At 62.6% G+C, this 25,019-nt stretch carries 25 protein-coding genes; 16 read left to right on the top strand and 9 right to left on the bottom strand.

The window, feature by feature from the left end; genetic code table 11:
• Window positions 1-2: 2 nt before the first annotated feature.
• From BUA36_RS21645 to BUA36_RS21620, 6 genes are all read right to left on the bottom strand, one after another.
• Window positions 3-1,205: a type II secretion system F family protein gene (locus BUA36_RS21645; RefSeq protein ID WP_072787405.1), complete on the bottom strand. Its 1,203-nt coding sequence runs from the start codon at window positions 1,203-1,205 to the stop codon at window positions 3-5.
• Complete coding sequence (locus tag BUA36_RS21640; protein WP_072787404.1) at window positions 1,205-2,908, bottom strand: GspE/PulE family protein; 1,704 nt, start codon at window positions 2,906-2,908, stop codon at window positions 1,205-1,207. Before BUA36_RS21640 ends, BUA36_RS21645 begins: the two co-directional genes overlap by 1 nt.
• Window positions 2,909-2,913: 5 nt before the next feature.
• Window positions 2,914-4,512, bottom strand: a complete 1,599-nt coding sequence (locus tag BUA36_RS21635) for a tetratricopeptide repeat protein (RefSeq protein WP_072787403.1) — start codon at window positions 4,510-4,512, stop codon at window positions 2,914-2,916.
• On the bottom strand, window positions 4,509-6,368 hold the full coding sequence (gene mshL / locus BUA36_RS21630; RefSeq protein WP_072787402.1) for a pilus (MSHA type) biogenesis protein MshL: 1,860 nt from the start codon (window positions 6,366-6,368) through the stop codon (window positions 4,509-4,511). The genes BUA36_RS21635 and mshL (BUA36_RS21630) overlap by 4 nt, the downstream gene beginning before the upstream one ends.
• 76 nt (window positions 6,369-6,444) lie before the next feature.
• Window positions 6,445-7,356 (bottom strand): ExeA family protein, encoded by a 912-nt coding sequence (locus tag BUA36_RS21625; protein ID WP_072787401.1) that lies wholly within the window; start codon window positions 7,354-7,356, stop codon window positions 6,445-6,447.
• Between the two features lie 8 nt (window positions 7,357-7,364).
• On the bottom strand, window positions 7,365-8,081 hold the full coding sequence (locus BUA36_RS21620; protein ID WP_072787400.1) for an ABC transporter ATP-binding protein: 717 nt from the start codon (window positions 8,079-8,081) through the stop codon (window positions 7,365-7,367).
• Window positions 8,082-8,225: 144 nt separating this feature from the next.
• Here BUA36_RS21620 and BUA36_RS21615 point away from each other — a divergent pair, with 144 nt between their 5' ends.
• The 15 genes from BUA36_RS21615 to BUA36_RS21545 all read left to right on the top strand — a co-directional run bounded on the left by BUA36_RS21615 (window position 8,226) and on the right by BUA36_RS21545 (window position 21,507).
• Window positions 8,226-9,932: a GspE/PulE family protein gene (locus BUA36_RS21615; protein WP_072787399.1), complete on the top strand. Its 1,707-nt coding sequence runs from the start codon at window positions 8,226-8,228 to the stop codon at window positions 9,930-9,932.
• Window positions 9,933-9,935: 3 nt separating this feature from the next.
• Complete coding sequence (locus BUA36_RS21610) at window positions 9,936-11,168, top strand: type II secretion system F family protein (protein ID WP_072787398.1); 1,233 nt, start codon at window positions 9,936-9,938, stop codon at window positions 11,166-11,168.
• A gap of 13 nt (window positions 11,169-11,181) precedes the next feature.
• A complete protein-coding gene (locus BUA36_RS21605; RefSeq protein WP_167544322.1) occupies window positions 11,182-11,700 on the top strand; it encodes a type II secretion system protein in 519 nt (172 codons plus the stop codon).
• A 39-nt stretch (window positions 11,701-11,739) separates the two neighbouring features.
• Window positions 11,740-12,255 (top strand): type II secretion system protein, encoded by a 516-nt coding sequence (locus BUA36_RS31560; RefSeq protein WP_072787396.1) that lies wholly within the window; start codon window positions 11,740-11,742, stop codon window positions 12,253-12,255.
• A 27-nt stretch (window positions 12,256-12,282) separates the two neighbouring features.
• Window positions 12,283-12,861: a pilus assembly FimT family protein gene (locus BUA36_RS21595; RefSeq protein ID WP_072787395.1), complete on the top strand. Its 579-nt coding sequence runs from the start codon at window positions 12,283-12,285 to the stop codon at window positions 12,859-12,861.
• Window positions 12,851-13,507: a type II secretion system protein gene (locus BUA36_RS21590; protein WP_072787394.1), complete on the top strand. Its 657-nt coding sequence runs from the start codon at window positions 12,851-12,853 to the stop codon at window positions 13,505-13,507. The genes BUA36_RS21595 and BUA36_RS21590 overlap by 11 nt, the downstream gene beginning before the upstream one ends.
• Window positions 13,504-14,379, top strand: a complete 876-nt coding sequence (locus tag BUA36_RS21585) for a type II secretion system protein (RefSeq protein ID WP_072787393.1) — start codon at window positions 13,504-13,506, stop codon at window positions 14,377-14,379. Before BUA36_RS21590 ends, BUA36_RS21585 begins: the two co-directional genes overlap by 4 nt.
• Window positions 14,376-14,882, top strand: coding sequence for a pilus assembly PilX N-terminal domain-containing protein (locus tag BUA36_RS21580; protein ID WP_072787392.1), 507 nt, complete (start codon window positions 14,376-14,378; stop codon window positions 14,880-14,882). Before BUA36_RS21585 ends, BUA36_RS21580 begins: the two co-directional genes overlap by 4 nt.
• Window positions 14,883-15,039: 157 nt before the next feature.
• The gene (locus tag BUA36_RS21575) at window positions 15,040-15,945 is read left to right on the top strand and encodes a type IV pilus biogenesis protein PilM (RefSeq protein WP_307188243.1); all 906 of its coding nucleotides are present in this window, start codon (window positions 15,040-15,042) and stop codon (window positions 15,943-15,945) included.
• The gene (locus tag BUA36_RS21570; protein WP_072787390.1) at window positions 15,942-16,625 is read left to right on the top strand and encodes a PilN family protein; all 684 of its coding nucleotides are present in this window, start codon (window positions 15,942-15,944) and stop codon (window positions 16,623-16,625) included. Before BUA36_RS21575 ends, BUA36_RS21570 begins: the two co-directional genes overlap by 4 nt.
• Entirely contained in the window at window positions 16,622-17,383 is a 762-nt protein-coding gene (locus BUA36_RS21565; protein WP_072787389.1) for a type II secretion system protein M, read from the top strand. Before BUA36_RS21570 ends, BUA36_RS21565 begins: the two co-directional genes overlap by 4 nt.
• Before the next feature lie 14 nt (window positions 17,384-17,397).
• On the top strand, window positions 17,398-17,718 hold the full coding sequence (locus tag BUA36_RS21560; protein ID WP_229255775.1) for an MSHA biogenesis protein MshK: 321 nt from the start codon (window positions 17,398-17,400) through the stop codon (window positions 17,716-17,718).
• Between the two features lie 14 nt (window positions 17,719-17,732).
• A complete protein-coding gene (gene mshL, locus BUA36_RS21555; RefSeq protein WP_072787387.1) occupies window positions 17,733-19,511 on the top strand; it encodes a pilus (MSHA type) biogenesis protein MshL in 1,779 nt (592 codons plus the stop codon).
• A gap of 2 nt (window positions 19,512-19,513) precedes the next feature.
• Complete coding sequence (locus BUA36_RS21550) at window positions 19,514-20,407, top strand: ExeA family protein (RefSeq protein ID WP_072787386.1); 894 nt, start codon at window positions 19,514-19,516, stop codon at window positions 20,405-20,407.
• Window positions 20,404-21,507, top strand: coding sequence for a tetratricopeptide repeat protein (locus BUA36_RS21545; RefSeq protein WP_072787385.1), 1,104 nt, complete (start codon window positions 20,404-20,406; stop codon window positions 21,505-21,507). Before BUA36_RS21550 ends, BUA36_RS21545 begins: the two co-directional genes overlap by 4 nt.
• Here the strand turns inward: BUA36_RS21545 and BUA36_RS21540 are convergent, their stop codons facing one another.
• The 3 genes from BUA36_RS21540 to BUA36_RS21530 are packed head-to-tail and all read right to left on the bottom strand — an operon-like array spanning window position 21,508 to window position 24,163.
• Window positions 21,508-22,461, bottom strand: coding sequence for an HD-GYP domain-containing protein (locus tag BUA36_RS21540; protein WP_072787384.1), 954 nt, complete (start codon window positions 22,459-22,461; stop codon window positions 21,508-21,510). It lies immediately after the preceding gene.
• A gap of 15 nt (window positions 22,462-22,476) precedes the next feature.
• The gene (locus tag BUA36_RS21535; RefSeq protein WP_072787383.1) at window positions 22,477-23,655 is read right to left on the bottom strand and encodes a pyridoxal phosphate-dependent aminotransferase; all 1,179 of its coding nucleotides are present in this window, start codon (window positions 23,653-23,655) and stop codon (window positions 22,477-22,479) included.
• A gap of 58 nt (window positions 23,656-23,713) precedes the next feature.
• Window positions 23,714-24,163: a putative toxin-antitoxin system toxin component, PIN family gene (locus tag BUA36_RS21530; protein ID WP_072787382.1), complete on the bottom strand. Its 450-nt coding sequence runs from the start codon at window positions 24,161-24,163 to the stop codon at window positions 23,714-23,716.
• Between the two features lie 37 nt (window positions 24,164-24,200).
• Between BUA36_RS21530 and yaaA the strand changes: the two genes are divergently transcribed.
• Window positions 24,201-24,971, top strand: coding sequence for a peroxide stress protein YaaA (gene yaaA, locus BUA36_RS21525; protein WP_072787381.1), 771 nt, complete (start codon window positions 24,201-24,203; stop codon window positions 24,969-24,971).
• The last annotated feature ends 48 nt before the right edge of the window (window positions 24,972-25,019 follow it).

Raw genomic sequence — 25,019 nt, 5'->3', positions numbered from 1 at the left:
CCTCACGTCCTGATCTTGCTGATCGTATCGTAGATCGGCCCCATCACCGACAGCATGATCCAGCCCACCATCACGCCCAGCACCACGGTGATGGCCGGTTCGATCATGGACTGCACCTTCTCGATCATTTCCTTCACTTCGCGGTTGTAGAAGTAGCTGACGTTATGCAGCGCGCCATCCAGCGCGCCGGTCGATTCACCCACCTTGAGCATGCGGATCACCAGCGGCGGGAAGATGCCGGTGTTCTGGAATGCAGCCGTGATGCCCGTGCCTTCGGAAATCTGCTGCGCCGCGCGGCGCAGGCCCGCCGCCACTACGCGGTTGCCGACGATGCCTTCGGACAGGTGGATGCATTCCAGGATGGTGATGCCGGAGCCGTACATCATGGCAAAGAAGGTGGCAAAGCGCGCCAGGATAATCTTGTGCAGCACCGGGCCGATCATCCATACGCGCAGCTTGAGGCCGTCGGCTGTGTAGCGCGCCTGTTCGCTGCGCGCCAGCCAGGCCCGCCCGCCAAAGAAGGCCAGCAGCGGCAAGGCCAGCATGATGTACCAGTAATTGATGAAGATGTTGGAGACGAAGATCAGCGCCTTGGTGTGGAAGGGCAGGGTGTTGCCCATGTTTTTGACGAAGGAGGTCAGCTGCGGCACCAGGTAGATCATCAGGAAGAACATGACGCCGGTGACGAACAGGCCGACGGCGGCCGGGTACATCACGATCTTCTTGGTCTGCGACGCCAGTTCGTCCTGCCACTTCAGGGTTTCGGACAGGTTCTTGAACACCTCAGCCAGCTTGCCGCTTTGTTCGCCGGCGGTAATCAGGCTGGTGAAGGTGATGTCAAACACTTCCGGATAGGCCGACAGCGCGGCCGACAGCTGCTTGCCGCCTTCGATGTTCTCGATCAGGCCCGTAATCATTTCGCGGAAGCGCGGGTGGTCGATGCTTTCGCGCAGGTCGTTGAGGCCCTCCAGGATCGGCACGCCGGCGCCCGTCATCTGCTCCATGTGGAAGCAGAAGTTGATCAGGTCCCGGCGCGTGATGACGCGCTTGATGGCGATGACCTTGGTGCGCGACACGCGGCAGTCGATCAGGTCCAGCCCCATGCGGTGCAGGCGCAGCTCCAGATCCGGCTCGTTGGCGGCGTCCATATTGCCGGGCTGGATCTGGCCGCTGGCGTCCATCGCGCGGTAGAGATATTGCGGCATCAGGCCAGCCTTTCGGTGAGATCCACCACGCGCGCGACTTCTTCCAGCGTGGTCACGCCTTCCCGCACGCGGCGCAGGCCGTCGTCGATGAGGCTATGGAAGCCGCCCTGGGCAGCGGCGGTCTTGAGCTCGCGCGAGGAGGCGCGGCGCGCCACCAGTTCGTCCAGCGCCGGCGTCATCTTGAGCAGCTCGATGATGGCGATGCGGCCCTTGTAGCCCTGGTGTGCGCATTGGTCGCAGCCGACCGCGCGGTACAGCGTCTGCGGGCCGGCTTCCTCGTCCAGGCCCAGCAGGCGCCGTTCGATGTCGTCGGCCACATGCGCTTCGCGGCAGCTGGTGCACAGCTTGCGCACCAGGCGCTGGGCGATGATGCCGATGATATTGCCGGACATGATATCGGGCAGCACGCCGATGTCCAGCAGGCGCGGCACCGAGCCGATGGCGGAGTTGGTGTGCAGCGTGGAATACACCTGGTGGCCCGTCATGGCGGCGGCGAAGGCCATTTCGGCGGTTTCCTTGTCGCGGATCTCGCCAACCAGGATCACGTCCGGGTCTTGCCGCATCATCGAGCGGATGCCCTCGGCAAAGCCCATCTTGGCCGACTCGTTGACCGAGGTCTGGCGGATCATGTTCATCGGGTATTCGACCGGGTCTTCCAGCGTCATGATGTTGACGCTTTCGGTGTTGATGTGGTTGAGGATCGAATACAAGGTGGTGGTCTTGCCGGAGCCGGTCGGCCCGGTCACCAGAATCACACCGTCGGGACGGGCGATCATGAGCTTGAGCAGGCTCAGTTCGTCCTCGCCCAGGCCCAGGCCATCGAGCGGCACGATGCCTTTCTGGCGGTCCAGCACGCGCAGCACGAAGTTTTCGCCGTGCGTGGTGGGCTGCGCCGAGGCGCGGAAGTCGATCTGGCGGCCGCTGAACTTGATCGAAATGCGGCCGTCCTGCGGCGCGCGGGTTTCGGCGATGTTCATGTTCGACATCACCTTGAGGCGCACCGCCATCGCTGGCCAGTAGGATTTGTGCAGGCTGCGGATCTGGCGCAGGATGCCGTCGATGCGGTAGCGGATGCGCAGGAACGACTGCTCCGGCTCGAAGTGGAGGTCGGAGGCGCTGTTCTGCACCGCGTCGGCCAGGATCGCGTCGATCAGGCGCACCATGGGCTGGCTGTATTCGTCCGAGGTGGTGCCCAGGCTGGCGTAATTGACCTCGCCCGTTTCAATTTCGTGCAGGATGCCGTCGATCGACAGTTCAAAGCCGTAGTACTGGTCGATGGCGCGCTGGATGTCGGACTCGTTGACCAGCAGCGGCGTAATCGTGATGCCCTTGACCAGCATGGCGCTGATCTGGTCCAGCGCGACGATGTTGCTGGTGTCGGACATGGCCAGGATCAGGTTGTCCGTGGCGCGCTCGTAGACGATCGGGAACACGCGGTAGCGCTTGGCCACATCCTTGGGGATCAGCTTGAGCGCGATGGCGTCCACCACCAGGCTGTTGAGGTCCGCGCTTTGCGTGTTGAGGTTTTCCGAGAGCGCTTCGCGCACCGTGGCTTCGGTGACGAAGCCCAGTGTAATCAGCAGTTTCCCCAGGGGTTCATTGCTGCTTTTCTGCTCGATCAGCGCGATGCGCAACTGGTCTTCGCTGATGATGCCCTTTTGTATCAGCAGTTTGCCGAGCGGGAGTTTGGGTTGTTCTGCCATGGATCTCAGTGGGCGGCGGTAGTCAGTTCATGCATGCGCTTGCGCAGCGTGTTGCGGTCGAAGGCGACAGCCTTGTCCTGGCCCAGCGCCAGCGCGCGCTGGTAATACGTCAGCGCCAGCTTGGGCTGGTTCAGGCGGTCCAGGCCGATGGCGAGGTTGTAGGCGTAGTCCGGATTGTCCGGCGCCGAACCCACCGCGCGGAAGTAAGCCTGCTGGGCGTCGCCCCAGCGCTCCTGTTGCGCGTACAGATTGCCGAGCGCGAATAGCACAGGCGCGGCCTCCGGATTGGTGGCCAGGATGTTCTTGAGGCGTGTCTCGCTGAGGCTGATGTCGCCCTGGCGCAGGCCGACCAGGCCGGCTGTGGCGGCAGCATCGTTGGGCGACAGCTCCAGCAGGCGCAGATAATAGCCGGCGGCCCGGTCTTTCTGGTTCTGGCGGGTGGCGACGGTGGCGGCGCCCAGCAAGGCGTCACGGTTGTTAGGGTCCTGCGCCAGCGCAGCGTCATATTGCTGCTGGGCGCCGGGCAGGTCGCCGCTGTTGAACGCCTGGTAGGCGCCGTCCAGTACCGGCGCCACCGGCGAGGGTTGTATGGCCCGCGCAACACGGATGTCGCTGTTGTCTGGCGCGGCCAGCGGCGGCAGTTGCTCGGTGCGCGGCGCAGCGGCAGTGGCCTGGATGGCTTGCTGGGCGGCGGCCAGCTCCTGTTCCGTCTTGCTCAGGCGACGTTCCAGGTCCTGCTGGGCGGCGCGGCTGCTGCCGCTCGGCGCCAGCATGGGATCATCCACCGCGTCAGCGCCGGTGGCCGGAACGCCGTTCGGGGCGATGGCCGCCACCACCATCTGGGCTGGCGTGGCGCCGGTCGCGCCGGGCGGTGGCATGGGCACGGGCGGCAGGCCGGCGCCGGCGCCGGGCGCCGTCAGTGCGCGCCAGTAGTACAGCCCAAAGCCGCCCACCAGCAGCACCAGCACGGCGATCAGGCCGATCAGGCGCAGGCGTTCCGGGTCCATGCCGCTCGGTTCCGCCGTGGCTGCCGCACGTGCACGCGCACGCGCGGCGGCGCGCGGCTTGTCGCCGCCACCGGATGGCGCTCCGGGTTTGCCGCCGGCGCTGGCGGCTGGCGCGGCCGCCGCTGCCGGGGTTGGCGCGGCTGTTGCCGTTGCTGCTGCAGGGCGTGCGGCGGCTGCGGCGGCCACGGGCTTGGCGGGGTCGGCGCTGAACACCAGCGGTGGCGCCATGCCGGCGGACTGCGGCGTCGGCGCGGCAGCTGCGGCCGGCGGCAGGCCGACCGGGCTGGCGGGCGCGGCCGGATCGGGCGCCAGATCCAGCGTCAGGCCGGCTTGTTTGTGATCGCTGACGGCCGGTTCCGGGCTAGGCGACGGGCGCGGTTGCGGACTGGCGGCCGGCATCGCGGGCGCCATCGGCTCCAGGCTCAAGCCGTCCAGGTTGAATTCGCGCGCCGGCGCCGGGGCCGTGGCGGGCGCCGGTTCAGGCGTCAAGGCCAAAATGTCGTCAAACGCCTCCGATGGCTTATCCAGCTCGTCTTCGGTGGCCGAGTTTTGTTTTGCGCGCTCGGCTTTCTTGAGCGCCTGCATTAAGAGACTCATGATCCATTCGCCTTCGGAACGGGATATGGTTCGGTGTCGGGTTTCTGGCCCGGCAGGATGTAACGGTAATCCTTGTAGTCGCCGTTGATGCTGGCGTCTTTGACCACCACTGGCCGGATGAAAATGACCAGCTCGGTCTTGGTACTGTTCTCATTACGGTAGGAGAACAGGTTGCCCAGCACAGGGATCGTGCTCAGCAGCGGCACACCGTCCTTGGTATTGTTCACCGAGTCCTGCATCAGGCCGCCCATGACGGCGACCTGGCCACTGTTGATACGCATGATGGACTCCAGCTCGCGCGCCTGGATCACCGGAATCCTGCTGGTCACTTTGGCATCAGCCAGCGCCGGGTTGGGGTCGTTGACGTACTCGACCACGCGGGTGATGGTTGGCCGTACGTTCAGTGTGACCTCGTCGCTGTCGGAAATCTGCGGCGTAACGCTCATGACGAAGCCCACCGGCACCGTCTGCAGGTGCGACTCGTAGGTGGGCGGCGTGGATGGCAAACCGTTCGAGTTGAGGATGGCCGGCGTGACCTTGATGGAGAAGAACACATTGTTGTCCACCACCTTGAGCAGCGCGGTCTGGTTGTTCAGCACGCTAATCTTGGGGCTTGACAGCACTTTGACCTTGCCGAACGACTCCAGCAGCTGGATGGTGGTGGCGATGTTGCCGATGCGGCTGGTGGGATTGACATAATTCATCACGAACACGCCAGGCGAGTCGCCATTAATGGTCACGCCGCTGGGCAGGGCGGACTTGCCAACTGCGGCCTGGGTCAGTTTCAGTCCGCCATTGCCGATGGACGCCCAGTTGATGCCTTGCTGGTAGGAGTCGCTCAGCTTGACTTCAATGATGGTTGCCTCAATCAGCACCTGGCGTTTGGCTGCGCCCAGCACGGTATCCAGGAATTGCTGGATTTTCTCATGCTGACGCGCGCTTGCGCGTACGGCAATCAGGCCGCCTTCCGGGTTCACGATCACGGAGGTGGTTCTGCCGCGTGACTGGCCGCCGTTCAAGTCCAGCGCAGGGGCAGTCGCAGCTGGCACTCCCAGGCCACTGGCCGTTTGAATGGGCAAGCCGCCCGGCGCCGGTTGTGCCGCCATGAGCGGGTCGACGGGATTGTCGTTGAGGTTGGAGCTGCGCAGCATGTCGCGGATATTCTTTTCCAGGTTGTACCAGAAATTATTGTCCGCGCGGTTGTTGACCACCGTGGTGGAATTATTGGTGCCGTTGGGCGAGGATGCGTTATTGGCGCTGCCGCCCTGTTGACTATTGAGGTTGCCGCCCACGGTGCTGCCGCCTTGCGACGGCGACTGCTGTAGCGTGGCCTGCACCGGATTACTGGCGTCGTTGCCACCCGTGGTGGAAATCTGCGTGGCGATATTCACGCTGCTGCTGGTGCTGCGCGCGATGTTGACGTAGTCCACCTTGTAGTTGCGCCATTCTGGCGTGTCCGGCAGCACCGTCAACGTGGTGCCGTTGATTTCATAGCGCATGTCAACCTGGCGCTGGATGCGGTTCAGCAGCTGCGGCAGGGTCTGGTCCAGCGCATTCAACGTGACGAGCCCGTCAATGCCCGGGTGAACATCGACATTCATGCCGGCATCGCGCGCCAGTGCAAACAGCAGCGACTGCACCGGCACCTTGTGCACGGTCACGCTGAAAGTCTCGACCTTGGCGGCGGGTTTGGGTGGCGGCAGCGCCACGCTTTGCTGGACCGGCTCGGGGATCGCCCCCACGGGCGGCGGCGGTTCGCTGATGTGTAGCGGTGACTGCGGTATGGTATGGCTGGCGCAAGCGCTCAGCAATACGCTGCAAACCACGGGGGCGAAGGGGGAGCTGAGTTTTTTCATTGTTTCTTTCCGGCCCAGGGAAGATGCAGGAAGTCGTTGTTTTTGTTGTGCTTTTGCAATTATGGATACCATCATCTTACAAATTTGGTGTCGCCGCAAGGACGAGATACCAAATCGCCCCTATAAAAAGGGCCAATAAACACCCGAGAACAACAGGGCGCGCGCGCCAGCGGCCGGCGGGGCGGCGAAACGCGGTTTCGGCGATGGCCTGGTGCGCGTGCACCGCTTCCACCATGGTGGCATCATCGGCAAATGCGGCCAGCAGCGCCTTGTCGGCCAGGATGTTGATGCGGCGGACGATGCCCTGCGACGCTTCGGCGATCAGCCTGGCCGCAGCCGGGCTGAACAGGGCCGGGCCTTCGTGGCCGGCCGCGCGCAGGCGGAATGCCAGGAAGTCGCCGGTCAGCTCGGCTTCGAGCGCCGGTACCTGGAAGCTGTGGGTGATGCGCTCCTTGAGCTGGCGCATGCTGGACAGGTTGAGGTTCTGGTCCAGCTCGGGCTGGCCAAACAGCACGATCTGCAGCAGCTTGCTGCGCGCGGTTTCCAGGTTGGTGAGCAGGCGGATCGCCTCCAGTGTGTCAAGCGGCATGGCTTGCGCTTCCTCGACCAGCAGCACGACCTGGCGGCCGGCGCTGTGGCGCTTGATGAGTTCGGCATGCAGGCTGCGCTGGACCTCGTCGGCGCGCAGGCCAATGGTCGGCAAGCCCAGTTCGGCGGCAATCGCGTGCTGCACTTCCAGCGGATTGAGGTTGGGGTTGACCAGGTAGATGACGTCGATATGGGCCGGCATGCGGCTTTCCAGCATGCGGCACAGCATGGTCTTGCCGGTGCCCACCTCGCCGGTGAGCTTGATGATGCCTTCGCCATTGCCGACCGCATACAGCATGGCGTCCAGAATATCGCCGCGGGCATTGCCGGAATAGAAAAACGCCGGGTTGGGCGTGATATGGAACGGCGATTCGCGCAGGCCAAAGTGGGATTGGTACATGGGCAGGCTCAGGCTATGCAAGTCAGGAAAGCTTGTTCCAGCGTCGGCGCGCCGTACTGGGCGCGGCAGGCGGCCGGGGTGCCGGTGAAACGGATGCGGCCGTCGTGAAGAATGGCCATGCGGTCGCACAGCTCGTCCACATCGGCCAGCGCGTGCGAGGTCAGGAACACGGTGCTGCCGGCCTGGCGCAGGCTGCGCAGCTGGTCTTTCAGCAGGGCGCGCGCCTTGGGGTCCAGTCCGCTCATGGGTTCGTCCAATACATACAGCGGCTTGCGCGTGAGCAGGCACGCGGCCAGGCCCAGTTTCTGGGTCATCCCTTTGGAATAGCTGCGTACCGTGCGCCTGAGCGCGTCCGGCGCCAGGTCCAGCGCGGCCAGCATGGCCTCGACGGCGGGCGGCTGGTACGGCAGACCTTGCAAGCTTAGCAGATAGCGCATGAAATCGGCGCCGGTCAGATAATACGGTGGCGTGAAGCGTTCGGGCACGAAGGCCAGCGGCTGGCGCGCGGCCGGCCGGTGGTGCGGCTGGCCGAAAATCTCGATGCTGCCGCCGTCCAGCGCGCAAAAGTCCAGCAGGCATTTGATCAGGCTGGTCTTGCCGGCGCCATTGACGCCGACCAGGCCGAAACACTCGCCGGCGCGCAGTTCCAGGTCCACGCCGTGCAGCACGCTGGCCGCACCATAGCGTTTGACAACTTGCTGAAAGCGCAGGGCCGGACCAGTCATGAGGAGCAATGGGCAAATGAAACGAGCCACACTGTAGCGCATCCGTCCAAAGAAAGCGACACCTGCGCTTGCGCCAACTCGCTCTAAAAACACATCTGGCATAGAATGGCCGCAAGTTTTAGTGAGAATCGTCAAGGAGCGGGTATGTCTAGGCCAGAGAAAGTCCGGCTGGGTGAAATTCTGGTGCAGCAAAAGCTGCTGTCCGAGGAACAGCTGACGCTGGCGTTGGCCGACCAGAAGCGCAGCGGGCGCAAGCTGGGCCGCGTGTTTGTCGAAAACGGTTATGTGACCGAAGAGCAGATCGCCGGTGCGCTGGCGCGCCAGCTGAATATCCCCTACCTCAACCTCAAGTTCTTCAACATCAATCCGGAGATTGTGCGGCTGCTGCCGGAAACCCAGGCGCGCCGCTTCCGCGCGCTGGTGCTGGAAGACCGCCGTGGTTCGCTGCTGGTCGGCATGTCCGACCCGACCGACCTGTTTGCGTACGACGAGATTGCCCGCCTCGTGCGGCAGAATATCGAGCTGGCGGTGGTCAACGAGACCGAGGTCATGGCGGCCATCGACCGCATCTACCGCCGTACCGAGGATATCTCGGACCTGGCGCGTGAGCTGGAGCAGGACCTCGGCGACGTTTCGGTGGACTTTGGCGCGCTGGCTGCGGCCAATCCCAACCTCGAAGAAGCGCCCGTGGTCAAGCTGCTGCAGTCGGTGTTTGACGACGCCGCCCAGGTGCGCGCGTCCGACATCCACATCGAACCGCAGGAAGGGCGGCTGCAGATCCGCTTCCGCATCGACGGCGTGCTGCACTTGCAGACCGAAGCCGATATCAAGATTGCACCGTCGCTGGCGCTGCGCCTGAAACTGATGTCGGACCTGGACATCTCGGAAAAGCGTCTGCCGCAGGATGGCCGTTTCGCGGTGCGCGTCAAGAACCAGCGCATCGATGTGCGGATTTCGACCATGCCGACCCAGTACGGCGAGTCGGTGGTGATGCGTCTGCTGAACCAGGGCGGCACCCAGCTCAAGCTCGATGCGATCGGCATGCCGCGCGGCCTGCTGGAGAAATTCCGCGCCATCGTCCAGCGGCCCAACGGGCTGGTGCTGGTGACCGGACCGACCGGTTCCGGCAAGACCACCACCTTGTATTGCGCGCTGTCCGAACTGAACTCGGTCGAGAAAAAGCTCATCACGGTGGAGGACCCGGTCGAATACCGGTTGGCCGGCATCAACCAGGTGCAGGTCAACGACAAGATCGAACTCAGCTTCGCGCGCGTGCTGCGCTCCGCGCTGCGCCAGGACCCGGACATCGTGCTGGTGGGCGAGATGCGCGACCAGGAAACCGCGCAAATCGGCCTGCGCGCGGCCATGACCGGCCACCTGGTGCTGTCGACGCTGCACACCAACGATGCGCTCAGCACGCCGTTGCGCCTGATGGACATGGGTGTGCCGCGCTATATGGTGGGCTCGTCGCTGCAGGCGGTGCTGGCGCAGCGCCTGGTGCGCGTGATCTGCGAAAGCTGCTCCACGCCGTATGAACCGACGCCGACCGAGCGCGAGTGGCTGAGCATGGAGCTCAACGACAAGGTCGACAAGGCGCGCTATTTCCATGGCAAGGGCTGCTCGCACTGCAATGGCATGGGTTATCGCGGCCGGACTGGCGTGTACGAGCTGCTCGAGATGACGCGCGCGGTGGTGGATGCGGCCAATGATCCCGACCCCGCGCACTTCCTCAAGGTGGCGGCGCAGCAGATGGCCGGCGAAACGCTGCGCCGGCACGCGGTGCAACTGGTGGTGCAGGGCCGCACGACGATTTCGGAAGCCATGCGCATCAGCAACCAGGTCGAGGATTAAACGGTGCCATTCTTCGCCTACAAAGGCCGCAATGCACGCGGCGAACTCATGCAGGGCATCCTGGAGGCGGCCGATAGCGGCGCCGTTGCCGACCAGCTGTTCAATACGGGCGTGACGCCGATTGAAATTGTGGTCACCAAAAAAGCCGCTGCGGCCGGCGATGGCGAGACCTGGTGGGCCAAGCTGCTGGAAAAGCGTGTCACCTCGATGGACGTGCAGCTGTTCAGCCGCCAGATGTACACGCTGCTCAAGTCCGGCGTGCCCATCATGCGCGGGCTGGCGGGTTTGCAGGAATCGGCGGTCAGCAAGGCGTTTGGCAAGGTCATCAAGGATTTGCGCGAGTCGCTGGACGCCGGCCGCGAGCTGTCGGCCGCGATGCGCCGTCATCCCGAGGTGTTCACGCCGTTTTATCTGTCGATGGTGCGGGTGGGCGAGATGACGGGGCGGCTGGAAGAAGTGTTCCTGCGCCTGTTCGATCACCTGGAGTTCGACCGCGATATGCGCGAGCGCGTCAAAACCGCCACACGCTATCCGAGCTTTGTCATGATGGCGATGCTGATTGCAATGGTGGTGGTGAATATTTTCGTGATCCCGGCGTTTGTCGGCGTGTTCGCGAAATTTCACGCGGAGTTACCGCTGATGACGCGGATACTGATCGGCACTTCCAATTTCACCGTGCGCTACTGGCCGGTGATGGCGGTCGGTGTCGCGCTGGCCGTCTGGGGCTTTCGTCTGTGGGTACGTACGCCACGTGGCCTGTATGAATGGGACAAGTTCAAGCTAAAGATACCGGTGGCAGGAAAAATCGTCCTGAAAGCGACGATGGCGCGTTTTGCGCGCAGTTTCTCGCTGTCCAGCCGCAGCGGTGTGCCGATTGTGCAGGCCTTGACGGTGGTGGCGCAGACGGTGGACAACGCTTACCTGACGGCGCGCGTGGAGCAGATGCGCGACGGCGTCGAGCGCGGCGACAGTATCTTGCGGACTGCGGCAGCGGCGAATGTTTTCACGCCAGTGGTGCTGCAGATGATCGCAGTGGGCGAAGAAAGCGGTTCGATCGATGATCTGATGGACGAGATTGCTCAGATGTACGAGCGCGAGGTGGACTATGAACTCAAGACGCTGTCAGCACAGATTGAGCCAATTCTGATCGTGTTCCTGGGGGTACTGGTGCTGGTGCTGGCGCTGGGCATCTTCCTACCTATTTGGGACTTGGGTAAGGCCGCACTCCACCAGTAAATGTTAAAAAATCGTGAGTTCCTTGACCATTTTTGTACCCTGTAAGCAACGCGGCGCCAGCCTGCTCGAATTCGCCATAGCGGTGTTTGTGGTAGGCATCCTGATCGCCGTTTTGCTGAATCGCATAGCATATTATCAGGAGCAGGCAGAGCAGGCGGCGGTCAATGCCACACTGAGTAGTCTTCGTTTTTCCTTAGAAATGAAGGTTGCAAACAGAAAATTGTCGCGAACCAACGATGATTTAACGATATTGGCCGAAGAAAACCCGTTAAATTTGCTAAAAATTAAGCCGGCGAATTACGCTGGGGAATTATTCAGCCCGACGGACAAGGATATTGGGCCGGGTAACTGGTGCTTTGATCGAACCGATAAGAGTCTGATTTATTTGTTAAATTATGCAGAATCTTTTCGAGATGCCCCATCGAAACGTTTGAAATTCAAGGTAAAATTACAGCGCTTGCCCCATAGCCCCGCCAAGCCGTCAGGCACACCTGAGACCATAGGTGTGGCCCTTGAGCAAGTGAAGGACTAGCGCATCCGCGCAAATTTTTCGGACGATTTGGAGAAAGTAATGAATAAGCAAACACGCACTGCAATTTCTCAACGCGCCCAAGGTGGCTTCACGCTGATCGAACTGATTGTGGTGATTGTGATCCTCGGGATTCTGGCGGCAACGGCCTTGCCGAAGTTTGCCGATATGGGCGGGAGTGCGCGTGCAGCATCGATGAACGCGGCAGCCGGTGCGCTGAAATCGGCTGGAGCCATCGTTAAAAGTCAGTCGCTGCTGAACAATACCGCGACCTTGGCGAGCAGTTCGGTGAGCCTGGAAGGCACCACGATCAATACCGCCTATGGGTATCCGACATTGACGGACGCGCCCACTGCTGCGGGGTTGAGCACTAACGACTACGCCTTTGTAGCCGCCCCAGGCGGCGGCACCAATCAGCCGACTGTGGCGGCAGGCGCGGTCGCGATTCAACCCAAAAATGGCGCAAGTGCCACTTGCTACATCCTGTACACCGCAGCGACTTCCGCGACGGTGCCAGCGACGGTGACCAACAGCCCATCAGCAGCCAACTGTCAATAATCGGATGCGGCAACTGCGCGACGCGCCGTGAAGTCCGATTTTTGCTCACAACCGGATGCTGGATTTACCATCATTGAGCTGGTCACGGTGCTGATTGTTGTCGGCATCGTTGGCGCCATCGGGGTAGGGCGGTTTTTCGATAACAGGGTGTTTGAAAACCGCGCGTATGCCGATCAGGCGAAGGCCATTATTCGCTATGCGCAGAAATTAGCCATTGCGCAAAATCGCTTCATGTATGTACGCGCAGATGGCAATAGCTTTGCCGTCTGCTCTGGTTCTGGTTGCGCAGCAGCCGAGGCGGTCACCGCACCGGCTGGCAGCAACAGTGGCAGCAGTGTGACCAAAGCCAATTGCCAGCTGGGTGGCGCGTATGTCGCGCAGTGGCTTTGCGAAGGGCGCCCCGCCAGCGTGACGGTCAGTGCCGGCGGCCGCGCCGAAGTCGGCGCTGGCGGCTATTTCTTCTTTGACGCGCTGGGGCGTCCTTACAACAAAGCCGATAGCGGCATTGCCGGCTCTACCTTCAACGCACCGCTGGCCATTACCTTTGCCAGTGGCGGCAATTCGGCACAGATCACCATCTATCCTGAGACAGGTTATGTGCAATAAGCGCCGACAAACTGGTCTGACGATTATTGAGCTGGTCATCTTTATTGTCATCGTCGGCATCGCCGCTGCGGGGATTCTGCGCGTGATCAACCAGTCCACGGGCGCCAGCACAGATCCGGTGCGGCGCAAGCAGGCCATCCTGATTGCCGAAGCCTATATGGAAGAGATCCAGCAGGCGCAATTTACGGTGTGCGATCCGGCGGATGCAAATGCCGCTATTGCGACCGATGCCAATGCGGCCGCGCCGGTGGGATGTGCTGCATCGTCGACGACCGAGAAGCTGGGGCCGGAAGCCGGTAATACCCGGCCCTACGATAACGTCAACGACTATGTGCCGGTAGGTTATACGCTCGGTACCCCCGTGCGCGCCTTTGCTGTGGCTGACGCCAGCGGCAAGCTGGTGGACCGGGATGTCAGCGGCGCCGCGCTGGGCGTGAACGCGGTCGGCAGCGCATTGGGCAAAGTGTCGATGGATGGCATCACGACGACCTTGACCCTGAACCTGGTCAATGGCCTGGGCGGCACCATCACCTCCACGGCGCAGAATATGATCGCTTTGCAGATCACCATTACGGTCAACTACGGTCCCGGCGAGTCCGTCACGCTGGATGGTTATCGCACCCGCTACCAGCCAGGCGCGCTATGAGCCTACCGAGCGCCGCCCGCCAGCACGGCTTTACGCTGATTGAAACCATCGTGGTCATGATGATTACCGCCATTCTTGCCGGAATCATGGTGCTGTTCATCCGCCGGCCGGTGCAGAATTATGTGGACAATGCCGCACGCGCGGACATGGCCGACGTGGCAGAGATCGCCTTGCGCCGCATGACGCGCGAATTGCGCGGCGCGCTGCCGAACAGCGTCCGCTGGGCGGTCATTGGCAATACCTCCTACATCGAATTCATCCCGACCAAAAGCGGCGCGCGCTATCTGGCTTCTGACGATGGTGCTGATCCGTCGCTGTATCACGCATTGGACTTTAGCGCGGCCACGGCGCGTACCAACTTCGATGTCGTTGGCCCCATGCCGGCCTCGCCTTACGCGATCGCGGCTGGCGACCAGATCGTGATCTATAACCTGGGTAGCGGCTTCGCTGGCGCGGACGCATATGCTGGCGGTAACCGTGTTGCCCTGACTGCGGTGAACGGCAAGACCCTGACCATGGCTGGAAACCCTTATGCAACAGCCGGGACGCCGAACAGCTCGCCAGGAAAGCGCTTTGCCGTGGTCGGCACGCCCGTGACCTTTGCCTGTACCAATGACACGGCGACCGGCAAAGGTACGCTGCTGCGTTATTGGGGCTATGGTTGGAATGCTGCGCAAATCGCACCGGCCGGTGGCAGCAATGCGCTGATGGCCGATAACGTCTACGCCTGTCTGTTTTCAGTGACTGCGGTCGCGAATCAGCAAACGGCGCTGATCGGATTGTCGATCGCGCTGGCGCGCTATAACGCTGACATGGGGGCGCCGGAAACGGTCACGCTGACGCATCAAATCCACGTGAGTAATATTCCATGAAACCATTTGCGCGCAGACGCCGGCAGGCACGCGGTGTCGCCATCATCACTGCCATCTTCCTGCTGGTCGCCGTGGCGGGTCTGGCCGTCGCGATTGTGACGCTGACGACGACCCAGCAAGCCGGAACGGCGCAGGACATCCAGGGGATACGCGCTTACCAGGCCGCCAAGGCCGGCATTGAATGGGCACTGTACACGGCGCAGCAATCCGGCTTGAATCCGCCGCAGCCGGCAGTGACCTTTGGCTGTTCGGCGGCGCAGACCACGGTGACGCGCAACGTTGCGCTGCCGGCTGGCACCAGCTTATCGCCGTTCACGGTGACGCTGGTCATTACTTGCGACAACCTGGTGGCAGGCATTGCCGGCGGCGGCAGCGGCGACGCCACTGCCGCGCACATCAGAATTACCTCCACCGCGTGCAATCAGCCTGGCGCGGGAGGCGCGTGCCCGAACGCTGCGCCGGGTGCGGATTATGTGCAGCGCGTGATCACGGCGCAGCTTTGAAGCCGCAACTGTGCGGAAATTTGTGTATTTTTACAGAATGCTTGCCATTTTGAGCATGAAATGATCGGTAACTTGAATATAATCAAGCATCTAGCGCGTAAACTTCGTGTGTTGAGATATGGGCTTCTTTAAGCGGGCTAAAAAATCGGATGGCTGGTTGACCGTCACGTTTCTGCGGGACGGTATCTGTGCGGGCCGCGTTCAGCGCGTGCGCGATGCCAAGGCCATCGTCGAGGTGTCGGCGTTTTATCCGGCCGATGCCAGCTTCTCGCCGGAAGCGCTGGAACGCATGAGCCGCGAGCTGCGCGCCAGCAGCTACCGCTGCGGCACCATGCTCGGTGGCGGCGAGTATCAGCTGCTGATGGTCGACGCCCCCAACGTGCCGCCGGACGAGTTGAAAACCGCCGTGCGCTGGCGCTTGAAGGATATGCTCGACTTCCATATCGATGACGCCACCATCGACGTGCTCGATATCCCGCAGGACAGCAGCGGCGCCTCGCGCGGCCACTCGATGTTCGCGGTAGCCGCGCGCAATGCGCTGGTGCAGTCGCGCCAGGCGCTGTTTGGTGAAGCCAAGCTGGAACTTACGGTCATCGATATCCCTGAAATGGCGCAGCGGAATATCTCGGCCTTGCTCGAAACCGATGGCCGCGGCCTGGCCATGCTGTCGTTTGACGGCGATGGCGGCCTGCTGACCATTACCTACAAGGCCGAGCTGTACCTGTCACGGCGTATCGATGTGACGCTGGAGCAGCTGCTGGAACGTGACTCGGACCGCCAGCAAGTCTGCTTCGACAAGATTACGCTGGAACTGCAACGCTCGCTGGATCACTTCGACCGCCAGTTCCATTACGTGAACGTGCTCAAGCTGCTGCTGGCGCCCACCGGCACGCACGGCCTGCACGAACACCTGGCCGCCAACCTCTACATGCCGGTGGAAGCCATGACGCTGGACGATGTGTTCGACCTGCGCAACGCGCCTGCGCTGCAGGACGCCGCGCAGCAGCAGCGTTTCTTCCTGACGCTGGGCGCGGCGCTGCGGCATGAGGAGGTGCATCTGTGAGCCAGCAGATCAATCTCTTCAATCCCATCTTCCTCAAGCAGCGTAAGATTTTCGCCGCGTTGCCGATGGTGGAAGCGCTGGGCGTGATCGTGGCTGGCGCCTTGCTGCTGACCTGGTACGCGGGCCAGCGTGTGGCGGCGCAGGAGCAGGAAGCGGAGGCGGGCAAGACAGTGTTGGCCAAACGGGAACAAAGCCTGGTACGCGCCAAGGCGCAGTTCGCGCCGCGCGCCCAGAGTCCGGCGCTGGCCGCCGAGCTGAATGCGGCGCAGGCGGAACTGAAGTCGCTGCAGGATGTGGCGGCGGTGCTGCAAGGCGGCACGCTGGGCAACACCGCGGGTTATGCAGAATACTTCCGCGCGTTTTCGCGCCAGAACGTCAACGGACTGTGGCTCACCGGCCTCACCATCACTGGCGCCGGCAATGACATCGGCGTGCAGGGCAGGGCCATGCAGCCGACCTTGATCCCGCATTACATCGCCCGTCTGACGGCGGAGAAGGTCATGCGCGGCAAGACGTTTGCGGCGCTGGACATCGCGCGGCCGGAGGCGGGGGCAGCGCCGCAGGTTGCCGCTGCGGCGGGCGTGGCGTCCACGGCGCCAGTGGTGGCGGTCGCGCCGGCCGTATCGCCATTCGTGGAGTTCAACCTGCAATCGACCATGATGCAGGAGGCCGCCAAATGAAACAGCAGCTGCTGCAACAATGGATTAAGCTCAGTACCAGGCTGGATGCGATGACGCTGCGCGAGCGCGCCATGGTGTTTCTCGCCGTGGTGGCGTCGGTCCTGTTCCTGATTTATACGGTTGCGGTTGAGCCGATGCTAAACCGGCAAAAGCTGCTGCTCATGCAGATCAAGCAGCAGCAAAACCAGATCGCCGGCATCGATATGGAAATCAGCTTGCTGGCGCAAGGCTTTGTGCCTGATCCGGATGCGGCAACGCGTGCGAAGCTGGCCTCGGTGCAGCGCGAGATCGATACCAGCAGCGCTGGCCTGATGGCGGTACAAAAAGGCCTGGTGGCGCCGGAAAAGATTGCACCGTTGCTGGAGCATCTGTTGCACGGCAATGGCAAGTTGAAGCTCATGTCGATGAAGACGCTGCCGGTCACGGGACTGAATGAGGCGATCCTGCCGGAGCCGGCGAAGGCGGCATCCACGCCGCCGGCCGCAGTCACAGCAGCGGCCCTGGTGGCGGCCGCAACGCCAGGTGCGCCAGCAGCGCCGGCAGCGGTCAAGCCGCGCGAGCTGCTGTACCGCCACGGCGTGGAAATTGTGCTGCAAGGGAGTTACCTGGACATGGTCACGTATATGGAGGCGCTGGAGTCGCTGCCGGTGCAGCTGTTCTGGGGCAAGGCCAGGCTGGATGCGCAGCAGTATCCGAACTCGCGCCTGACGCTGACCTTGTACACGCTAAGCCTGGATCAGAAATGGATGAAACTATGACGCGGCGATTCTGCATGGCGCTCCTGTTGCTGTCCGGTGCGGCGACGGCACAGTCGCTGACCGATCCCACCCAGCCGCCGCCGGAATCGCGCCTGCTGCCGGCCACGGCGGCGGATGTGGCGCCGGTGGCGACCGGCCCGCAACTGCAATCCGTGCTGATCGGCGCGCATGGCCGCCAGGTGGCCGTCATCGATGGCCAGACCATCCGCAAGGGCCAGAAGTTCAACGGCGCCGTGCTGGTGGAAGTGCGCAAGAATCAGGTAGTGCTGCAAAACGGACGGAACAGGCAAGTTCTGACCTTGTTCCCACAAGAAGCCCCAAAAGCCGCCCATTAACGCGAAGACCGCTTATGCAAAAAATTCTGACCACCGCGCTTGTGACGATGACGATGCTGCTGCTGAGCGGCTGCAGCACGCCATCCACGCGCGATACTTACGACAAGATCAGCAATGAGGTCAACGGCGCCGCTGCCAAGCCGGTCGCCGTCACGCCCAACGAGGCCGTGTCCAGTGCCTTGCTGCCGCCGGTATCGCAGCTGACCGACCAGTTGCCAAAAGCGCGGGCGGTGCTGGAGGAGCGCTTCAACGTCGCATTCAATAACGTGCCGGTGCAGCAGTTCTATAACGCGATCGTGGCGGGCACACGCTACAACATGCTGATCAACCCCGAGGTGACCGGCAATATGACGGCCAATCTGAAGGACGTGACCCTGTTCGAGGCGCTGGATGCGATCCGCGAACTGTATGGCTACGACTACAAGGTGGAAGGCACGCGCATCTACATCCGTCCGCTGACCATGCAGACCAAGATGTTCAAGATTAACTACCTGACGGCGATCCGCAAGGGCGTGTCCAGCTTGCGCGTGTCGTCAACCTCGGTGGCCAATGCGGGCATCAGCAACAGCGGCAACCAGAGCAACAACGGCTCGAACGGCAACAATAACAACAACGGCAATAACAACGGCGGCAATGACCCCAACAATCCCAACGGCACGCAGCAGACCCAACGCGATTCGGCCAATGTGCAAACGCGTTCGGAAAGCGATTTCTGGCTGGAGCTGAAGACGGCGCTGGAAGCGCTGGTGGCGATCGGCAAGGATGGCCGCAGCGTGACGGTCAGCCCGCAGTCAGGCGTGATCGTGATTCGCGCGATGCCGGATGAGCTGCGCAATGTGGACCTGTATCTGAGGGCGACCCAGGTGTCGGTTGACCGCCAGGTGATTTTGGAAGCCAAGATCCTGGAAGTGGAATTGAACAGCAATTTCCAGAGCGGCGTGAACTGGGCCGCGTTTGGCAAGTTCGCGGCGGGCGGCAACAACCGCTTCTCGGCCGGCACGCTGCAGCCGGATACCACCTTGCGTCCGCTGGGGAACGTCATCAGCAGCAATGGCAAGGCAGGCATCACTTCCCTGCCGGGCAGTTCGCTGGGGGCATCCGGCGATGCGCTGGGTTCGCTGTTTGGCATGGCGTTCCAGACCAGTAATTTCGCCGCGCTGATTTCCTTCCTTGAAGGGCAGGGCACGGTGCATGTGCTGTCCAGCCCACGCATTGCGACCTTGAACAACCAGAAGGCGCTGCTGAAAATCGGTACCGATGAATTCTATGTGACGGGCGTCAGCACGACCACGACCACCAGCGGCACGGGTACCGGCGTCACCACGCCGACCGTGACCTTGCAGCCGTTCTTCTCCGGCGTGGTGCTGGATGTGACGCCGCAGATCGACGACGACGGCAATATCATCCTGCACGTGCACCCGTCAGTGAGCCAGGTGTCGACTGTGAACAAGGGGTTGAATCTGGGCTCGCTGGGGAATTTCAGCCTGCCGCTGGCGGCGTCATCGACGTCTGAAATGGACAGCATGGTACGCGGCCAGAATGGCCAGGTGGTGGCCATCGGCGGCTTGATGCGCCAGGCCACGACCACCGACAATTCCGGCGTGCCGGGCGCCAACCGCGTGCCGGTACTGGGCGCGCTGTTTGGCAGCAAGAGCGAGGTGGTGCAGAAGCGCGAACTGGTGGTGCTCATCAAGCCGACGGTGGTGGAGACGTCGTCGGACTGGAATCAGGACCTGCTGGATAGTGGCCGCCGCATCAAGGAACTCGACCCGCGCGACAGGGGGCGCAACTGACTATGTACAGCAAACACTTCGGCCTGCGTGAGGCGCCGTTCAGCATCACGCCGGATACCAGCTATTTTTTCACCAGCCCGCATTCGCAGGAGGCGTTGAATACCTTGCTGGTGGCGGCGAAGAGCGGCGAAGGCTTCATCAAGATCACTGGCGAAGTCGGCACTGGCAAGACGCTGTTGTGCCGTAAATTCATTGCGACCATCGGTGCGGATTTTGTGACCGCCTATATTCCGAATCCCTACCTGGAACCACGCACGCTGATGCTGGCCCTGGCCGACGAGCTGGAAGTGACGCTGGAGCGTGATGTGGACCAGCACCAGTTGCTGAAATCGATCACGCACCGCCTGATGGATCTGGCGCGCGATGGCAAGCAGGTCTTGCTGCTGCTGGATGAGGCGCAGGCGATTCCGACCGAAAGCCTGGAAGCCTTGCGCCTGCTGACCAATCTGGAAACCGAAAAGCGCAAGCTGCTGCAGATCGTGCTGTTTGGCCAGCCGGAGCTGAACCAGCATTTGCAGGAAAATTCGATCCGCCAGCTGGCGCAGCGCATCACCTTCCATTATCATCTCGGCCCATTGTCGCGCGACGATATTGAATATTATCTGGCGCACCGTTTGCGTGTGGCGGGGTATGCCGGGGGACGTCTGTTCAGCCGTGGCGCGATCGCGGGTTTATACAAGTCCAGCGGCGGCATTCCGCGGCTGGTCAACATCATGGCCAACAAGGCGCTCATGCTGTGCTACGGCGAAGGCAAGCAGCAGGTGACGCGCCGCCATGTACATCTCGCTGCCAGCGATACGGTGATGCCGCAAGGCCGCCTGCGCTGGGCGTGGATGGCGGCGGGCGTGAGCCTGCTGATTGCCGCTTGCGGCCTGACCTGGGCACTGACGAAATGAGCTTGATTAATAAAATGCTGCAGGACCTGGACGCACGCGGCGGTGGCGGCGAGCCGGCCTTGAGCCAGCAGGAAGTAAAGGCCGTGCCGGCCACGGAACGGGATCGCCGTCCGCTGATCGTGGGCGGGGCGGCGGCGGGTGTGCTGGTACTGGCAGCCGGCGGCTGGTATGGCTGGCAGTACTGGCGTTCACACAACGCGCCGGCTGCGGCGCCGGTGCCCGCAGCGCGCGTGGTGGACAACCGCATTCCAGATCGGCCACGCTTCCAGGAACCGCCGGCGACAACGTCGGCGGCCACACCGACGGCATCTGGCGCCGCTGCCGTCGCGCCGTCGCCTGCCGCCAGCGCGCCCGTAGCGGAGCGCGCCGCGCCGGAGCCTGTGCCCGCCAAGCCGAAACCTGCGGAGCATGTAATGGCCGAAGCGCGTCGCGAGGAGAGCGACATGCCTGCAATGGCGCAGCAGCACAAGGCGCCGCGCGCCGCTGCGGCTACGCCGGCCACCGGCGACGGCGTCGTGCTGCGTGAACTGACGCCTAAACAAATGTCGGAAAACAGCTACCGCCGCGCGCTGGGCCATCTGCAGGAAGGCCGTGTCAACGCAGCGCTGGTGGAGCTGGACAAGTCGGTCGAACTCGATCCGCGCAACGAGGCTGCACGTCAGACCTATGTCAGCCTGCTGCTGGAAAACAAACGCACCGACGACGCCATCCGCCAGCTGCGCCTGGCCCTGGGCATCGATCCGCGCCAGCCCGGCCTGGCCATGGTGCTGGCGCGCCTGCAACTGGAACGCGGCGATCCCGCGCTGGACACGCTGCTCAAAACGCTGCCGTACGCTGGCGCCAGTCCCGACTATCACGCCTTCCTGGCGGGTGTGCTGCAGCGCGAACAGCGCCACGCCGAAGCGGCGCAGCACTACCGCGATGCGTTGCAGCTGTCGCCGCAAAATGCTGTGTGGTGGATGGGACTGGGCATCTCGCTGCAAGCCGACCAGCACCTGCCGGAAGCGCGCGAAGCCTACAACCGCGCCCGCAGCACCGGCGGCCTGACGCCGGAACTGCGCAGCTTTGTCGATCGCAAGATAGAACAGCTGTCGCGCTAATCAGAGCGCTGCTTGTGCACCCCAGATCTGCTTCATGCTGAAACGGATCGAGGCCTGGTCCTCGCTCAGGGACTCGGTGATGCTGCAGCCATCGGCGCCAGTGCGGCGCACGGCTGCCGGCGACAGCACGCCGCCAGCCGGGTCGCGCAGGCAGTGGATGCCGCGCGCCGCGCCACTGTCCAGCCGCTGGCTGACTACCCCAATCTCACCGCTGGCCAGGCGCACCAGGCAGCCCGGCGGATAATCGCCCAGCTCCTGCTGGAAGTGCCGCGCCAGCGACGCATCAACCGGCGCCATCTTGTCCTCGACCAGATTACGCAAGGCCTGATGCGGCGGCAGCGAGCGGCGGTAATTGCGCGCCGACACCTGCGCGCAGTAACGGTCGGCCAGGCTCAGTAGTTTGGCATTCAAGGTCACTTCGGGACTGGCGATGCCGGCCGGGTAGCCGCTGCCTTCGTCGTTCTCATGGTGCATCAGCACGCAGGAAATCCAGTCATCGTCTTCCACGCCCACACAGCGCAGCATGTCCACGCTTTCCTCCGGGTGGCGGCGCACGATGGCCATTTCCTCGCTGGTCAGCGGTGTGTTCTTGTTCTGGAAGCCTTCGTGATGGCGCAGCATGCCGACGTTCATGGTCAGCGCAGCAGCGGTCACGGTGAGCGTGCTGGCGGCGCTCATCTGCATGCTGTGGGCGATCACCACCGTGACCACGGCGGTTTCAATACAGTGGCGTACCGCGTAGCTGCCGTTGATCTGGCTCAGGAAAATACAGGCCAGCGCGATGTCCGGGTTGAGGTCCACCGCATCGATGACTTCGCGCGCGATGTCACGGATATCGGCTTCCGCATTGTGTTCGTTGCGCAGGTTATGCAGCAGGCGCTCGAGCCGGCGATTGGATTCGTTCAGCTGATGCAGCACCGACGATGGCGCGGCCAATGAATTGGTGTCGGACATTTTTCGATCCCGATCTTAAACTTTACCCAGCCGCTCCAGTGCGAGTGCCAGGGTCTCATCTTTTTTGGCGAAGCAGAAGCGGACAATGCCCGACTCCTTGCCTTGCTGGTAAAACGCCGAAACGGGAATCGCGGCCACCTTGATTTCGGTGGTCAGCCATTCGGCAAATTCGGCTTCGGTGCGGGTGGAAATCTGATCGTAGCGGACGCACTGGAAGTAGGTGCCGTCGGCCGGCAGCAGTTCGAAGCGCGTGTTCTTCAAGCCTTCGCGGAACAGGTCGCGCTTGCGCTGGTAGAACGCCGGCAGTTCCAGGTAGGGCCTGGGATCGGCCATGTAGCTGGCAATGCCGTGCTGCATAGGCGTGTTGACGCTGAAGACGTTGTACTGGTGGACCTTGCGGAACTCCGCCATCAGCGGCGCCGGCGCAGCCACGTAGCCGATCTTCCAACCGGTCACGTGATAGGTCTTGCCGAAGCTGGAGACGACAAACGCGCGCGCCGCCAGGTCCGGGTAGCGGCTGACCGACTCGTGCCGGTGGCCGTCGTAGACCATGTGTTCATACACCTCGTCCGACAGGATCAGCACACCGGTGCCGCGCACGATATCGCTGAGCGCCTGCATGTCAGGGGCGCGCAGCACGGTGCTGGTCGGGTTGTGCGGGGTGTTGATGATGATGAGGCGCGTCTTGCTGTTGACCGCTGCCGCCACCTTGGACCATGGCACGCTGTAGCCATCGGCGCCCACTTCCATCTCAACCGATACCGGCACGCCGCCGGCCAGCGTAATCGCCGGCACATAGCTGTCGTACACCGGTTCGATCACGATGACTTCATCGCCCGGATGGACACAGCACAGGATGGCGGTGGTGAGCGCCTGCGTGGCGCCCGAGGTGACCGTGATCTCGCTGTCAACGTTGTATTCGCAGCCGTAGATGGCGGCGATCTTGGCGACGATGGCCTGGCGCAGCACGGGCGCGCCGCTCATCATCGGGTACTGGTTGAAGTCCGCCTGCATGGCGTCGTTGACGGCGGTGATCAGGCTGCGCTCGCAGCCAAAGTCAGGGAAGCCCTGGCCCAGGTTGACAGCGCCGGCCTGCGCGGCCAGCATGGACATGCGGGTGAATACGGTGGTTCCGACCGCCGGCAAGCGGGTGGTCAGGGACGGCGTCATCGGCAAATTGGTGCGGCTGTTCATGGCGACTTGATAGTGGATCGATGACCTATTCTAGCGCAGCCCGCACGGTTTGGTGTGGCTATACGTCCAAGCTCCACTTCTCAGGCAACATCACTTTGAACATGCCCTCGCGCGCGAGGCGGCGAGCCAGCTTCAGCAGCGCCTTGTCTTTGGTGATGAGCACATGGGCCTGGGCGTCGCGCGCCAGTTCCAGGAATTTCTGGTCGTCCTTGTCGCTGCACGCGGGCAGGCGCACGCCGGAGACGGGCGGCGCCACCACCTTGATCAAGGCATCAAAGCGGGCCGCGGCCAGCGGGCGCGTGTCATCGTCCAGCGGCAGGTGCTTGTAGTGCAGCACGATGTTGTATTCGTCGCGGCAATCCGAGCGCGTGATCACGTCGATCGCGCCGGTTTCCATCGCCGACAGCAGCGCCGACCAGCGCGGGTCCTTGAAGACGAACAGGTCCAGGCACACATTGGTGTCGATGACGATGCGTTGTCGGATGGAATTCGTTGGAACAGGTATCATGTTGGGTAGTTCTTGTAAAAATGTATTTTGGAATCTTATGCTGATAGTGCTTTCCCCGGCAAAAAGTCTCGATCTGGAGACCCCGCCCACCACCAAGCTGCGCACCGAACCGTCGTTTCTCGATCACTCCGAACAACTGATCCATCGCCTGCGCGAATTTTCGCCGGCCGAGCTCGGTGAGCTCATGGACTTGTCCGACAACCTGTCCTCGCTGAACGTGGCGCGCTATGCGTCGTGGAGCAGGGACACCAGCGAAGCCCGCCAGGCAGTCATGACCTTCAATGGCGACGTCTACGATGGCCTGGATGCGCGCACGCTCAAGCCGTCCCAGCTGGATTATGCGCAGTCGCGCATCCGCATCCTGTCCGGCCTGTATGGCATGCTGCGTCCGCTGGATGTGATCCACCCGCACCGCCTGGAAATGGGCACGCGCCTGAACACCCCGCGTGGCAAGAGCCTGTATGACTTCTGGGGCGACACCATTGCCAACGCGCTCAACCAGACGGCGCAAGAGCAGGGCGCCGAAACGCTGGTCAACCTGGCGTCGGAAGAGTATTTCAAATCGGTCAAGCCGAAGACGCTGCAATTGCCGGTGATTACACCGCAGTTCGAGGATTTCAAGAACGGCAAGTACAAAATCATCTCGTTCTACGCCAAGCGTGCACGCGGCCTGATGGCGCGCTATGCGGCCGTCAAAGGCATCACCGATCCGAAGAAACTCAAGAAGTTCGATATCGACGGCTATGCTTTCGTCCCGGACGCCTCCGACGACAAGACCTGGATCTTCCGCCGCAAGCTAGCGGCCTAAAAAAACGGGGTCAGTTCTTGCAATCCAACACGGGCTCTGCCGTAGCGT

The sequence above is a fragment of the Duganella sacchari genome, assembly GCF_900143065.1.
Taxonomy (GTDB): domain Bacteria; phylum Pseudomonadota; class Gammaproteobacteria; order Burkholderiales; family Burkholderiaceae_D; genus Rugamonas; species Rugamonas sacchari.
Note: the sequence above shows the minus strand (reverse complement) of the source record. Positions and strands in the feature narration are given on the sequence as shown.